11 protein-coding genes are annotated in these 13557 nt (G+C 64.4%); 5 read left to right on the top strand and 6 right to left on the bottom strand.

Features of this window, described 5'->3' with window-relative positions:
* Positions 1-86 precede the first annotated feature (86 nt).
* Entirely contained in the window at positions 87-749 is a 663-nt protein-coding gene (locus INT29_RS06105; RefSeq protein ID WP_096158891.1) for a TetR/AcrR family transcriptional regulator, read from the bottom strand.
* A gap of 346 nt (positions 750-1095) precedes the next feature.
* On the opposite strand from INT29_RS06105, the gene INT29_RS06110 reads away from it, so the two are divergent.
* The gene (locus INT29_RS06110; RefSeq protein WP_193071109.1) at positions 1096-1677 is read left to right on the top strand and encodes an NADPH-dependent FMN reductase; all 582 of its coding nucleotides are present in this window, start codon (positions 1096-1098) and stop codon (positions 1675-1677) included.
* 159 nt (positions 1678-1836) lie between these two features.
* The gene (locus INT29_RS06115; RefSeq protein ID WP_193071110.1) at positions 1837-2598 is read left to right on the top strand and encodes a 3-hydroxyacyl-CoA dehydrogenase; all 762 of its coding nucleotides are present in this window, start codon (positions 1837-1839) and stop codon (positions 2596-2598) included.
* A 21-nt stretch (positions 2599-2619) separates the two neighbouring features.
* Here the strand turns inward: INT29_RS06115 and INT29_RS06120 are convergent, their stop codons facing one another.
* From INT29_RS06120 to INT29_RS06135, 4 genes are all read right to left on the bottom strand, one after another.
* Positions 2620-3288, bottom strand: coding sequence for a response regulator (locus INT29_RS06120; RefSeq protein WP_096157655.1), 669 nt, complete (start codon positions 3286-3288; stop codon positions 2620-2622).
* On the bottom strand, positions 3285-4655 hold the full coding sequence (locus tag INT29_RS06125) for a sensor histidine kinase (RefSeq protein WP_193071111.1): 1371 nt from the start codon (positions 4653-4655) through the stop codon (positions 3285-3287). Before INT29_RS06125 ends, INT29_RS06120 begins: the two co-directional genes overlap by 4 nt.
* A 106-nt stretch (positions 4656-4761) precedes the next feature.
* On the bottom strand, positions 4762-6804 hold the full coding sequence (locus tag INT29_RS06130; RefSeq protein WP_193071112.1) for a sensor histidine kinase: 2043 nt from the start codon (positions 6802-6804) through the stop codon (positions 4762-4764).
* Positions 6801-7730: a hypothetical protein gene (locus tag INT29_RS06135; protein ID WP_193071113.1), complete on the bottom strand. Its 930-nt coding sequence runs from the start codon at positions 7728-7730 to the stop codon at positions 6801-6803. The genes INT29_RS06130 and INT29_RS06135 overlap by 4 nt, the downstream gene beginning before the upstream one ends.
* Positions 7731-7898: 168 nt before the next feature.
* Here INT29_RS06135 and INT29_RS06140 point away from each other — a divergent pair, with 168 nt between their 5' ends.
* Positions 7899-8660 carry a response regulator gene (locus INT29_RS06140; protein WP_226829843.1) on the top strand — a complete coding sequence of 254 codons (762 nt, stop codon included), beginning with the start codon at positions 7899-7901 and terminating at the stop codon, positions 8658-8660.
* Positions 8661-8713: 53 nt separating this feature from the next.
* Here INT29_RS06140 and INT29_RS06145 read toward each other — a convergent pair whose 3' ends face one another.
* Complete coding sequence (locus INT29_RS06145) at positions 8714-9748, bottom strand: nitronate monooxygenase (RefSeq protein WP_193071114.1); 1035 nt, start codon at positions 9746-9748, stop codon at positions 8714-8716.
* A 286-nt stretch (positions 9749-10034) separates the two neighbouring features.
* Here INT29_RS06145 and INT29_RS06150 point away from each other — a divergent pair, with 286 nt between their 5' ends.
* Positions 10035-11600, top strand: coding sequence for an acyltransferase family protein (locus tag INT29_RS06150; protein ID WP_193071115.1), 1566 nt, complete (start codon positions 10035-10037; stop codon positions 11598-11600).
* 556 nt (positions 11601-12156) lie between these two features.
* Positions 12157-13419, top strand: a complete 1263-nt coding sequence (locus INT29_RS06155; RefSeq protein ID WP_101571370.1) for a trans-sulfuration enzyme family protein — start codon at positions 12157-12159, stop codon at positions 13417-13419.
* Positions 13420-13557 lie beyond the last annotated feature (138 nt).

Genomic DNA, 13557 nt, shown 5'->3' on the forward strand with positions numbered 1-13557 from the left:
TACCCGAAGGTGCTAATTACGCGCGGCGCCGCGCGTAATTAGCACCTTCGGGTATCTGCAGTGAGGTTGTTGACGCTGCGGAGCGCTCAGTCCTTGTCGTCGGAGATGAAGTCGAGCATGCCCGCCTGGTTGATCGGCAGCGCCATCAGATGGTCAAGTTCTTCGGGGCTGGGATCGAGGCCTAGCATGCGCAGCGAATACTGAGTGAAGTCTCGTTCGATGACATCGGGTGTCAGGTCGCCGGTGGGTCGGTACCAGAGCGAGAGCGAATTGCAGATCGAGTGGATCGCACGAGTCACGAGCTGAGCACTGTTGACGTGGAATGTTCCTGCGTCGATGCCTGATTGGACGATGTCGCCCATGATGACTCGCGCCTCGTGCTGGAGTTCCTTGACGCGGGCGGCGTTGTCACCGGTCAGTCGCTCAGTGTCGCGCAGCAGCACTGTGGACACCGATACGTTTTCCATGCGGTAGCGGGACAGGTAGCGCACGGCCACGGTTAGCTGCTCGGTTGGGTCGTCACCCACCTCGGCGATGACGGCTCGGCTGTGCTCGCTGTACCAAGTGTAGGCCGTGTGCACGAGCTCGTACAGTGCTTCCTGTTTGGACGGGAAGTAGTAGTAAAGTGCGGACAGGCTCAGCCCGGCCGCCTGCGCAATATCGCGGATGGATGCGCCGTCGAATCCCTTTGCCGCGAAGGTGTCCCGAGCCGAGCGGAGGATATTGTTGCGGCCGTTGGTTGATCTCACGGTGCCTGTGCTTCCTGTCGGTCGGATATCGAACAATCTTTCACTTGCCAACCGAGAATACATGACGTTGCCCTGTCAATGGCCGTTTCCGGCCAGAATTCGGGGATCCCTGGTTTGTCGAAGGACGTGTTTCCACTGATCGCCAGACGTCCGCCTATCCCGGGCCGTCGTCTGGTCCGCCCCGGACGGTCATGTGAAAGTAACGGCGATCACTCCACGAATCGGGAATGATTGACGGTTCAATCATGTTGAGCAGGTGTGAGTCGCACGGCGGGAGACTGCCAGTGCCGATCACCTGAAACCAGCATCACTGACATTGCACCCTATGAACTAGCTGAGGACGAACATGCTCAACATCGCCATCATTCCTGGAACCTCGCGCCCGCAGGCACTCAACCCGCAGATCGTCTCCTGGGCCAAGGACCAGTTGGCCGGCCGCGAGGACGTGCGCGCCGAGGTCGTCGACTTCGGTGACTTCAACCTGCCGCTGCTCGATGAGGTCATTCCGGCCGGCGCGAACATGTACGAGAACGACCACACCAAGGCCTGGGGTGCCAAGCTCGCCGAGTTCGACGCATTCATCTTCGTCACCCCTGAGTACAACCACTCGATCTCCGGATCGCTGAAGAACGCCCTGGACTTCGTGGCCAGCGAGTTCAACCACAAGGTCGCCGGAATCGTGAACTACGGCGCCGACAAGGGTGTGCGTGCCGCCGAGCACCTGCGCCACATCCTCGCCAACTACAAGCTCGCCGTGGTCCGCGACCAGGCCTCTTTCAGCCTCTTCACCGATTTCTCCGACGGCACCTTCACCCCGACCGAGGTCTCCGCGGCCCCGTTCGCATCGATGGTGTCCGACCTTGTGAGCTGGGGCGAAGCCTTGAAATCCGTGCGTGAGGATGCGGCTTCCGAGGATCAGGCTGCCTGACCGTCATCAGCGCACACTGCGGATGAGGCAGCGCCTCCTCAGCAGCTGACACGTCCGAAGCCCGCCGCACCCGATGGTCGGCGGGCTTCGTCGTGCCCACAGCCCTGCGTTAAAGTCGAAGCAACTCAAACTTTCACTTCAGTGATGCGAAGGATACTCATGGATCTCAACAACACAGTCGCACTCGTCACCGGTGGAGCCTCCGGGCTCGGTCGCGCCACCACGGAACGGCTCTTGGCCGCCGGCGCCCAGGTCGTCATGGTCGATCTCAACGCCGAGGTGGGTCAGCAGGTGGCCACAGAACTCGGCGAGCGCGCCCATTTCGTCTCCGCCGATGTCACCAACGAAGAGCAAGTTCAGGCGGCCGTCGACACGGCGACGGGCCTCGGCCAGCTGCGCGTGGTCGTCAACTGCGCGGGCGTCGCGACCCCCGGCAAGCTCGTCTCACGTAAGGGACCGCTGGCCTTGGATGCGTTTTCGAAGGTGCTCAACATCAATGTCGTCGGCACCGTCAACGTGTGCCGCCTGGCCGCGGCCGCAATGCAGGCCCAGGAGAGCGCCGGTGAAGAACGCGGTGTCATCGTCAACACCGCCTCGGTCGCGGCCTTTGACGGTCAGATCGGACAGATCGCCTACTCCGCGTCGAAGGGCGCCATCGCCTCGGTGACCCTGCCGATGGCACGCGAACTCGCATCCTCACAGATCCGCGTGGTGACGATCGCGCCAGGCATCTTCGAGACCCCGATGATGGCCGGTCTGCCCGAAGAGGCCCAGGAGTCCCTGGCGAAGTCGATTCCCCACCCCTCTCGACTGGGCAAGCCAGCCGAGTACGCGCAGCTCGTCGAGTCGATCGTCGCCAATCCGATGCTCAACGGCGAGACCATTCGCCTCGACGGCGCCATCCGCATGGCCCCGAAATGATCTGAGTCCGTCCCTCGAGGCTCAGCGCCGTTCGTTGACGAGCAGGGCCAATTGCACGCGGGTGCTGACGTCGAGTTTGTAGAAGATGCGCGCCAGGTGGGTCTTCACCGTGGCCGTGGAGACGAACAGCGCCCGCGCCACCTGTGCATTCGTCATCCCCTGAGCGACCGCCTCGGCGATCTCCCGTTCTCGTGTGGTCAGGGGCTCCAGGGGATCAGGTCCGATCGGGGTGCTGTTCCAATTCGAAGCACCAGCCACCCCTGTCGCCGAGGTGGTGTCACGTCCCAGCAGGGACTCGACCGCACTTGGTGACAAGGTTCGTGTGCCGTTCGCGGCTGCCCGAACCGCGTGGATGAGATCTTCTGGCGGAGTGTCCTTGAGGATGTAGCCGGCCGCTCCCGAGCGCAGTGCCTGAAGCACGAATTCGTCGGTGCCGAAGGCCGTGAGGATGAGAACCTCCGGATGAAGAGTCTGAGCCATGAGGGCACGGGTGGCCTCGAGTCCGTCCATGACCGGCATGCGGATGTCCATGAGGATGAGGTCTGGACTCAGCTCTCGGGCGAGCTCGATGGCCTCGGCACCGTTGGCCGCCTCGGCGATGATATCGATGTCATCGGCCGCGCCGAGGAGCAGGCGCAGACCTGAGCGCATGAGGGACTCGTCGTCGGCGATGATCGTTCTGATGCTCATGCGCTGATCTCTTCCGTGTTCTGGACGGGGATGCGAGCTCGCAGTTCGAAGTCAGGATAGTGGCTGACCTCGAGGTCACCGCCCATCGCCTCCACTCTCTCCTTGATGCCCAGAATCCCCAGGCCGGAGCCGGCGATGTACTGCTTGCGGTGGGGTTCGCCGTGTGCCGGGGCGCCGAGGAGGCTGTCCGGGTAGTGATTGTGCGCGGTCATCGTGATATATCGAACGGCGTCATCGCCCTCGTCGCCGATGGTGATGGTGAGCATCTCACCGAGCGCGTGTTTGAGGGCATTGGTCATGGTCTCTTGGACGAAGCGGTAGATCGTCATTCGTTCGAGGCTGCCCAGGGCGTGCAGTGATTCGGAGGTGAGCGGTTCGGAGTAGATCAGGGTCACCGACTCCGGGCGGTCGGCGACGAGGCGGTTGAGATCGGGGTCGATCACTGTGCCTTGGTCGTCTCCGCGCAGCATCGTCAGAACCTCTCGCAGCTCGATTCCCGAGCGGCGGGCGCTGCTGGCGATGAGTCGGGCGCTTTCGTGGACGGACTCGGGGTCGAGGTCTCGCCTGACGGAGAGTGCACCGGAGTACATGGCGATCACGCTGAGGTGGTGCGAGAGGGAGTCGTGCATGTCGCGGGCGATGCCGCGCCGCACCTCAGCGACGGCACGGTCCTGGCGCGAGCGTTCGCGCAGAAGCGTCTGCGCGGCGGTGTCGATGAGCCCTTGTTCGCGGGATCCGCGGATGACGCCGATGACGACGATCATTGCGTAGACGGTTCCGTTGACGAGGAACAGTGGAAGTTCGAAGGCTCCGACCGCCGTCGGGGTGAGCGTGTACGTCAGGCCCTGGGAGATGATCGCGGCAGCGAGGCAGGTGAAGTCGAGTGACCAGCTGCGTCGAGACGTGAGGGTGATGAGGATGAGCAGTCCGGCGAATGCACCGAGGACGCCGATCGTACCGGTGACGATGCCGAGGAATCCGACCGACACCGGAACCCAGCCGCCGGGCCGACGCTGCAGGGATTCTACGGAGCCGTCCGAGGCGAGGAATTCTACGCCGCCGCGACCAGTGTTCGTGAGGAAATCGCGCAGCTTTTCGGCCGCAATCACCTTGGGGCGCAGTGATCTGCGGGGGATCGTCCGTCCGTCGAAGGCAAGGACGATGGGCAGGCAGGCCAAAGAGATGAGGCCGAAGAGGATATGGATGAACAGTTCGGCACTGAGCGCTCCGGTGCGGGCACCCGCCTCCTCGAAATCCGGCCATTCGGTACTGACGATGACGATGAGCGCGAACACGCCGATGGCCGTCGAGATGCCCGTCCAGAGGAGGGTATGGGTCAGGGCGCGCCGGTCGGGTCGAAGTCTCACTCTTCGAGGCTACCGCTCACGCTCGCTTGACGCTGTCGCCCGAAAGGATGAGATCAACCGCCCGGATGGCCAACGGCCCTCGCCGACTCCCATCCGCCCCGAGGCTTCAGTCCGCGGGCAAGGTCGCGAGTACCTCGAAACCGCTGTCGATAGTCGGGCCCACGTGCAGTGTTCCGCCGAGGGCCTCGACCCTCTCGCGCATGCCTTTGAGGCCGAATCCACCGCTGAGGTGGCCCGCAGCGGGGTTGTCCCGATCGGGTTCGGGCCGGTCTGATCGGTGCCGGTCCGGCGCCCCATTGACCACGGCCACCCACAGCTGCGAGTCATCGGTGCGAACGGATACCCTCACTGGTGCACCGGGAGCATGGCGCAGAGCATTCGACAGGGCCTCCTGGACGAGGCGGAAGGCGGTCAGCCCGGTGGTCGGGTGCAGGGGGAGCGGAGCTGCGGGGAAGTCGAGTTCCACCTCGGCGCCCGAACCGCGCGTGGCCTCGACGAGGTCGGGAATGTCATCGATCATCGGCTGCGGAGCCAGATCGGCATCACGGCCACCGCGCAGAATCGCCAGCAGACCGCGCATCTCATTGAGCGCCTGTCGAGCGGAGCCGGCGATCGAGTCGAACTCCTCAACGCTTCGGGTATCGAGTTCGGGCAGTCGGTAGCGAGCCGTGGTTGCCTGGACGCTGATGACGGACATGCTGTGAGCGACGACGTCATGGAGCTCCTGTGCGATCCTGTTGCGTTCCTCGAGCTCTTGACGCTTGGCCAGCTCCTCGGCACTGAGCTGTCGCTCAGTGGCCAGCTGAGTGCGACCGCGAATCCACAGATTGCCGATCACCGCGACGATCGAGATCCCTGCAGTGAGCGAGACCGTCGTGATGACGTTCGCCAGCGCCCCCGACAGCCCACCCGCATGGGGCATGGTCAGGCTCAGCACGCCCAGCGCCGTCGACAGCGACCACAGGATGACGAGGTGGTACCAGCTGTGGCGCAGGCCGATGATGAGGTGGAGGAAGAGCAGTGAGAGGATCGACGTCGCCGTCCACGGCCACACCAGCCCGGTCGTATCCGCGGTGAGCACGATTCCAGCCGTTGCAGAGGCCAGCCCGACGATGATCGCGGTGACCGGTCTGCGCACGGCGAGCACCAGGGCGCCGCTCTGGCCGAGGGCGACGAGCATCGCAATGACGGTCGACGATTCATACAGCGCTGCAGTCACTGGCCATCCGACGGCCACGAGCACCACGCCGACGAAGATGCTGAGCAGCCAGAACCAGCCCTCGCCGGCGGCCCGTGTCAGGAACGAGTTGGCTGCCGGCAACCCCAGAGCTCTCGATCCCGAGGAAGTCGCCGTGGCGGTCCCGTCGGGAGCGTGGCTCGTGGAGTCACCGGTTCGTGCTTTTCCCACCGAGGTCACCTCATCGTGGCCGGGCGCCAGCCCTGCCGTGATCGCTGCGATCTCCAACCGGGCCATGGCATGCAGGACGAAGGGGAAGGTGACGAGGAGGATGAGTCCCGCGATGAACTGGAAGGTCGCCTCAGCGCCGAATCCCAGAGCCACCACGGAGGTGTCGTTCCACCATGCTGCGATGAAGCTGATGAGATCGGTGTTGTCGTTGGGAAGGAAGCGTCCCCAGATGAAGTAGGTCATCCCGCCCAGGGCACCGAAGAACCAGGGGATCACCACGGAGAAGGTGAAGAGCCGGATGGGCAGGGCGAAGACGGCTTCGAACAGCAGGTCGAGCCAGCGCCGTCCTTCGGCCATGACACCGAACCACCCGCTGATTCCGTGTCCACGGGGACGACGGACCACCTCGGCGATGGGGGCTCCCCACTGCCGGGCGCGGGCCCGGGAGAGGTTCGCGAACCCGGTCGCGACGTAGAGAGTCACAGGCAGGAGCAGGGCGCCTATCCAGATGACGATGGTGGAGATTGAGACCGAGAACATCGTGATGAGTACGACGAACCCGATGAGGGAGACGAAGAATCCGGGGAGGACGAGGATGGCGTCCCGGCCCAGGTTGTGCCACATCCGCGACCACCATGACCGGGTCTGCGGCGGCGTATCTGGGGGACGGGGCACGTTCTCAGAATACGTGCTCGGCCACGAAGGCGCATCAGTGTATGAGGATTCGAGGGTTTGGTTCATGATCGGATTCCTTGGCTGTTGTGAGCCGGTGTTCGCGACTCTGGTGAGAGGTGTGCGGGACCGTCTGCTGAGATGCGCCCTGTGGGGACCGATTTCGATTCGAGGACGCGGGGATGGAACTGCGAGAGCATCCAGACTCCGGCGATCCCACCACCGGCGGCGAGCAGCAGCAGGCCGATGGCCATGGGGGTGAGGCCCGCGTACTCGCCGAAGAAGGCTGCGCCGATGACCACCGCCACGATCGGGTCGATGACGGTCAGCCCCGCGAGCACCGTCTCTGGAGGACCAGAGGCGTAGGCGGTCTGGACCAGCCAGAATCCCACCGCCGAGGCGAGGGCCACGGCTGCCAGCAACATCCACCACTGCGAGTCCGATGTTCCGAAATCGGGCAGGCCCTCGGTCACGACGGTCCTGGCGAGGACGTGGGTCGCAGCGGCGACGGTGCCGAAGATGATGCCGGTCATGATGACTCGTGGAATGTGCCCGGCACGACTGAGCGCGAAGAGTGCGCCGAAGAGGCTGAGAGCGACGAGGAGCGCCAGCAGCCAGGTCAGCGATTCCTCGGTGGCGACGAGTTCGTGGGAGAACTGCGCCGAGGTGGTCACGAAGGCGAAAATCGAGAACATCGTCACCCCGATGCTGATGAGCAGTGGGGCGCCGAGCTGCAGGCCGAAGTACCGGCGGCTGATGAGCGCGGCGAAGACGAGGGAGATCGCGCCGATGGGTTGGACGATGGCAACAGGGCCGAGTCCCAGAGCGATGACGTTGAGGACGGTCACCATGCCCATCAGCCCCAGGCCGGTGACCCAGGTTGCCCGACGTTTGGGCCCGGGTGTCATGGTGGCGACGGCGTACTGCTGGAAGTGCGTGCCGAGTGCCAAGCAGAAGGCTGCGAGCGTGGCGAGTATTATCGCGGTGATGATCATGGTGTGCACGCTAAGGACCCGGTGTCATGGGGCGCATCATACGAAGGAGTGATTGTGCTGACGGAGGAGTGCTACTTGAGGATGAAATCGGCGCAGGCAGGGAGCCGTTGGCTTGATTTCACTGGTTTTTGAGGGGCTCTGGCAGTGCGGGTCGGGTAGCGTAAGAGCATGCCAGAAGCAGGAGCGTCAGGTCCGAGTCCGACACCGCGCCCAACGCCGAGTCCCGCGCCGGGATCGATTGCGCGCGACGGTGTGCCGCCGCCCTCGTCCGAGACGACGCGGGTCGCCATCGTTGATGACCAGGCCATGGTTCGCCAGGGGTTCGGAGCCCTTCTCGATGCGCAGCCGGACATGAGTGTCGTCGGCAGTGCTGAGGACGGTTCGCAGGTCGTCGACCTCGTGCGCAGAACCTCGCCCGACGTCATCCTCATGGACATCCGTATGCCGAAGCTCAACGGTCTCGATGCCACCCGCGCGGTGTTCTCGATGCCGGGGGACCACCCGAAGGTCATCATGCTCACCACCTTCGATGCCGATGAGTACGTGTTCTCGGCACTGCGCGCGGGAGCGAGCGGGTTTCTGCTCAAGGACGCCACAGCAGAAGACATGATCACCGCTGTGCGCGTGGTCGCCGACGGCCAGTCGCTCTTGGCGCCGTCCGTGACCCGCCGCCTCATCTCCGAGTACGTGAGCGGGCCCAGAGTCACCAAGGACACAGCCGTGCTCGGGCAGCTGACCGACCGTGAGATCGACGTCATGACGCTGGTGGCCAAGGGGCATGCCAACGCCGAGGTGGCTGCGCACCTGTTCCTGGCCGAGCAGACCGTGAAGACCCACGTGTCCCGGATCCTGTCGAAGCTGGGACTGCGCGATCGCACTCAGATCGTCGTCGCCGCCTACGAATCGGGTCTGGTCATCGCCGGCAGCTGAGCGCAGCAGCGTCGGACCTCGGACGGCAGGGCCGCCGCGAGGAGAGCGGGTGCCTAGTTCCGGGTGAAGGGGGCGCCGAGCTCTTTGACGATCGTCTCCGCTGAGCATGTCTGGGCGCTGCGATAGCCGGTGCCGGCCCACAGGTGCAGGCCGTGCGGGTCATCATCCTTCTTCGCCTGGGCGCGGAATGACTTCGTCAGGTGATGAAGAGCCGGGTAAGCATCGACCGCGATCGGATCGAACTTCCGTACAAAGTCATTGACCAGCGCACGAGCTGGTCGGCCGGTGAATGCCCTGGTCAGCTGTGTCTCGTCGAAGTCCGCGGACTGCAGGGCCGCCCGATGAGTCGGCGCAGTGCCTGCCTCATCGCTCAGCAGCAGAAGAGTGCCCACGACCACGGCGCTCGCCCCAGCCTGCAGCAGCTCGTCGACAGACTCCTGGCTGTCGACTCCACCTCCGGCAGCCAGCGGCAGATTCACCTCGGCGAGGACATCTTTCACGAGATCGACGGTGGCCCGATCCTCGATGGACCGTGTCGGATCGGCGGTGCCCGAGTGCCCGCCGGCGCGGGGGCCCTGAACGATGAGGGCGTCAACGCCGCGGTCGGCAGCGGTGCGCGCCTCGGCGGCGGTCGTCACGGTGGCCACGACCTGAGTGCCGACGGAATGGAGACGATCGACCACCTCGGCGGTGGGGATGTTGAACGTCATCGACACCAGGGGCACGGGGTTGTCGACGAGGTAGTCGACCTTGTCGGTGTAATGATCGTCGTCATCAACGGGCTCGGGATCGATGGCGACGCCGCGATCGGCGGCAATGGGCTCGAGTGCCGAGACGAAGGCGTCGAAGGCACCGCGATCGATGGGCACAGAGTTCGGGGCGAAGAGATTGACGCCGAAGTTCTCGGTCGTCTCCCGCATGCGCTCGACCAGAGGGGCCAACGCTTCGGCGCTGAGATAACCGCCGGCCACGAAGGGGAATCCGCCGGCACGGGCGACCGCGGCTGCGAGCTCGGGCGTCGTCGTTCCGCCCGCCATCGGGGCTCCGATGATGGGCAGGTCGGTGGTCTCGAAGGCGATCGTCGTCATCGTTGCGCACTCCTCAATAGGACGTTCGGGACGAGTCGGGTCCCTGAGCTGGTGATGCTCTCGTTGCCATTCTTACACTCACGTTGGGCCGAGGCTCTCGGGGCGGGGTCGATGAGGGTACGGAGTCGGAGCGTCCAGACTCACCCGAAAGTAGTGCTCGGGCGGGCTCAGGTCGGAACTCAGAGGTGATGTGTGGGCGGCGTTCGCGCCCATAGCTTCGGATGTATCGAACGACGAGCTCCGCACTCCGTGCAGTCAGCGGAGCTCAATCCGACAAGGAGCCGACATGTCACTGACCCTCAGCAGGCCGCCCGAGGCCGGGGCGAACCACCTGCCCATCCCGTCCAGCGGCACCACTGGTCGACCGCACCGGGACCGGGCGATCGATCTGATCCGCTTCGGCTGCCTCGTCGTCGTGGTGATCCTGCATTCGATGATGAGCGCAGCCGTGCTCGGAGCAGACGGTGACGTTATGCCCACGGTGGCGCTGCTGCATACCGCAGGCTTCACAGCCGCATCGTGGTTCTTCCAGATCATGCCGCTGTTCTTCTTCATCGGCGGATACGCCGCTATCAACGGATGGCGACGCACCCAAGCTACCGGAGGCACCTGGGCCGACTATATTCGTGCCCGTCTGCGCCGCCTCGTCATTCCGGTCGCCACCCTCATCGGCCTCGCCGGCGCAGGACTGTCGATCGCCTCTGAACTGGGAGTTCCCGCAGACCTGCTCGCCGAGGCGAGCACTCGCATCGGGCAGCCTCTGTGGTTCCTCGCCGTCTACGTCGGGCTGACCTCCCTGGTTCCCGTGGCGGTGCACTTTCACGCAAGGGCGCCGAAGCGGACGATCGCTGCGCTCGCCGGTGCTGTGATCGCGGTGGATAGTTTGGTCGCACTCACGGGAGTGACTGGACTGGGGTATCTCAACTTCCTCTTCGTATGGCCCCTGATTCAGCAGTTCGGCTTCTTCTACGCCGATGCCATTCATCGTCCCGTGCGGGCCTGGTCGGCCTGGACCGTGATGGTGCTGTCCCTGGTGAGCCTCGGATTGCTCGTCGAACTCGGGGTCTACAGCCCGAATATGCTCATCAACCTCAACCCACCGACCGGGGCCTTGGTGCTGCTGGGAGTGGCGCAGATGAGCGTCCTGCGGCTGAGCCATGCGCATCTCAACGAGATCGTGTCCGGTGGTTCGGATCGGACTACGGCCGGACACGAGTACCGTGCTCGCATCTGGGAGCGTGTCATCTCCTGGGGCAACTCCTACGGCATCCAGGTCTACCTGTGGCACATGCCGATCGTCATCACCCTCATCGGAGCTCTGGGCTACGCAGCTCAGCTGCTGTCTGGGGTGCAGGTGGGGGATGGACTCTCGGCGGCCGGGATCGTACTCCCTGAGATCGAATCGAATTGGTGGTGGCTGACTAGGCTGCCATGGCTGATCACGGTGATGGGGCTGGCTGCGGTTTTGGCCATGGCCATGTCGAAGGTCCCGTTTCCCAGCGAGGCGAGGTTGGCCAGATTCGGGAGTGCAGCGGCGAGGGTTGTGAGGGAGAGTTTCTCGACTTCCGAGGCTCGAGTCGAGTCCTCAGCTCTCGAAGTGAGCGAGGTTCCTGGTGCCGGTGAGCGCCTGTCGAGTCCAGTTCCTCGGGCACTCACCGCAGTCACTTTGGCAATGGGTGGCATCGCGATTGCGCTTCTCATCGGTATCGCTCCGCTGATCTGGACGCTCGTCTCTATCGCGGCGCTCCTGACTTCGCTAGTGCTGGCCGCCACCATGAAAGCGCAGATGCCAGCGGAGAGTGAATTGCCGACCGTGACGGATCGTGGCAGGGCGACGGCCAGCCTCGGCTGAGGCTGGCCAGCGCCGCCGCGTGTGCCCCTGCACGCGTCCTCAATGGCGAGGGAGACCGCACCTACGTGCGGCACAAACAATTCGCCGACTTCGCTCATCATGGTGACGAAGGCACCTCCGGGGCGCAGCTCCAGCGCGTCGATGCGGAGGGTGAGCGGTGTAGGAATCCACCACTTCGCCAGCTTGTCGGGATCCGTTGTGCCGGGTGCGAGACCGACAGCGGCTCTGCCGATTCTCCGACGCTTGCCGGTCCGTTGCCCGGGCGATGGACTACGAAGCGACGTGCGGGATCGGCAAGCCCAGTGAACATCGCATCGAGCTCATCCGAATACTGAGCCATGGAGTTCAGCATCCCAGGTGTGGTGTGACAGGCGTGATGACCTGAGCAGTTTATGTGCTCGAATGCATTCATGACGAATAGTGACGCCGGAAGACCGTCATATGACGACCAGTGACACCCGAGGTCATGACCGAAGCCGGCGCCCCGATGCTCCGCTCACACTGGTGATACTTCGGCAGCGAAGTCGAAGTGCCATCAGTGAAGGAAGGACCCGCCATGAGCATCACCCACATCGGAATCTCGACCCGTTCGGTGCATTCGGGTGCCAACCCTGAATCGCATACCGGTTCGGTTGTCGCCCCGATCTTCCAGACCTCGACCTTCATGATGGATACTCCGGGCCAGACCCGCGCCGGCTTCGACTACGCGCGAACCGGCACCCCGAATCGCAGCGACCTCGAACAGGTGCTGTGCGAACTCGAGAGCGCGAGTTTCGCAGCGGCAGTGAACTCCGGCACCTCGGCCGAGGTCGCGGTCTTCTCCGCATTGCTGGGTCCCGGCGACGAGATCATCATCCCCCGCGACATCTATGGCGGCACCTACCGGCTGCTGAAGAACGAGTACGAGCGCTGGGGCATCAGCATTCGCACCGTCGACCTCACCGACGCCGAGGCGCTGGCCGCCGCGATCTCGGAGAAGACCGCGATCGTGTGGGTCGAGACCCCAAGCAACCCAGGCCTCGACATCGTCGACATCGCGGAGACAGCCAAGCTGGCTCACGCCGCCAACGCGATCCTCGCCGTCGACTCCACCTTCGCCACCCCGATCCTCCAGCGGCCGATCGAGCTCGGCGCCGACGTCATCATCCACTCGACGACGAAGTTCATCAACGGCCACTCCGATGTCATCGGTGGAGCCGTCCTCGCCGGTGACGGCTCCACCTGTGCCCGTGCCGCCGAGGTGGTTCCTCGTCTCGAATCCCACCTCGCATCCGTGGGGTTGGGCATCGCCCCGTTCGACGCGTGGCTGACCCGGCGCGGCATCAAGACCCTGCCGGTGCGGATGGCCAAGCACTGCGAGAACGCACAGGCTGTGGCCGAATGGTTGGAAGCCCGCCCCGAGATCGCCGAGGTGCACTACCCAGGGCTGCCGTCACATCCCGGTCATGAGGTGGCGAAGAAGCAGATGAGCGGCTTCGGGGGAGTGGTCTCCTTCAGCACCGACACCGAGGCGCGTGCTCTGTCGCTGGTGCAGAGCACTGAACTTATCACCCTGGCCGAATCGCTCGGGGGAGTCGAGTCCCTCATCGACCATCCGGCGACCATGACTCATCTGGCGGTTGCAGACTGCGAACTCAGCGTCTCGCCGACGTTCATCCGGCTGTCCCTGGGTATCGAGGATATCGCCGATATCCTCGCCGACCTCGAGTCAGCGCTCGCCGCGACGGCAGAGATTCCGGATGGTGTGAGATCTGGCGTGGAGGCTTCGGCATCGGCCCACTCACCGTCAGCTCTTGAACACCCTGTTGCAGTGGTATGAGTTGAGGCTTGCAGTTCCGCTCACCGGACCAGTGGTCGCGCGTGGATGTGCAGGCGCGGATCATGGTGGGTCGTGCTGGGGCGGCGTTGGTGCCCGAGAGTGCGCTGCGTGTGTGCGTGCTCACGTGGTGTGGGGGAA

This window comes from Brevibacterium sp. FME37 (assembly GCF_014897485.1).
Taxonomy (GTDB): Bacteria; Actinomycetota; Actinomycetes; order Actinomycetales; family Brevibacteriaceae; genus Brevibacterium.

Excerpts from the sequence above, each read along its gene's own strand:
- INT29_RS06110 (WP_193071109.1), top strand. The coding sequence starts at position 1,096 with ATGCTCAACATCGCCATCATTCCTGGAACCTCGCGCCCGCAGGCACTC.
- INT29_RS06115 (WP_193071110.1), top strand. The coding sequence starts at position 1,837 with ATGGATCTCAACAACACAGTCGCACTCGTCACCGGTGGAGCCTCCGGG.
- INT29_RS06120 (WP_096157655.1), bottom strand. The coding sequence starts at position 3,288 with ATGAGCATCAGAACGATCATCGCCGACGACGAGTCCCTCATGCGCTCA.
- INT29_RS06130 (WP_193071112.1), bottom strand. The coding sequence starts at position 6,804 with ATGAACCAAACCCTCGAATCCTCATACACTGATGCGCCTTCGTGGCCG.
- INT29_RS06135 (WP_193071113.1), bottom strand. The coding sequence starts at position 7,730 with ATGATCATCACCGCGATAATACTCGCCACGCTCGCAGCCTTCTGCTTG.
- INT29_RS06140 (WP_226829843.1), top strand. The coding sequence starts at position 7,899 with ATGCCAGAAGCAGGAGCGTCAGGTCCGAGTCCGACACCGCGCCCAACG.
- INT29_RS06145 (WP_193071114.1), bottom strand. The coding sequence starts at position 9,748 with ATGACGACGATCGCCTTCGAGACCACCGACCTGCCCATCATCGGAGCC.
- INT29_RS06150 (WP_193071115.1), top strand. The coding sequence starts at position 10,035 with ATGTCACTGACCCTCAGCAGGCCGCCCGAGGCCGGGGCGAACCACCTG.
- INT29_RS06155 (WP_101571370.1), top strand. The coding sequence starts at position 12,157 with ATGAGCATCACCCACATCGGAATCTCGACCCGTTCGGTGCATTCGGGT.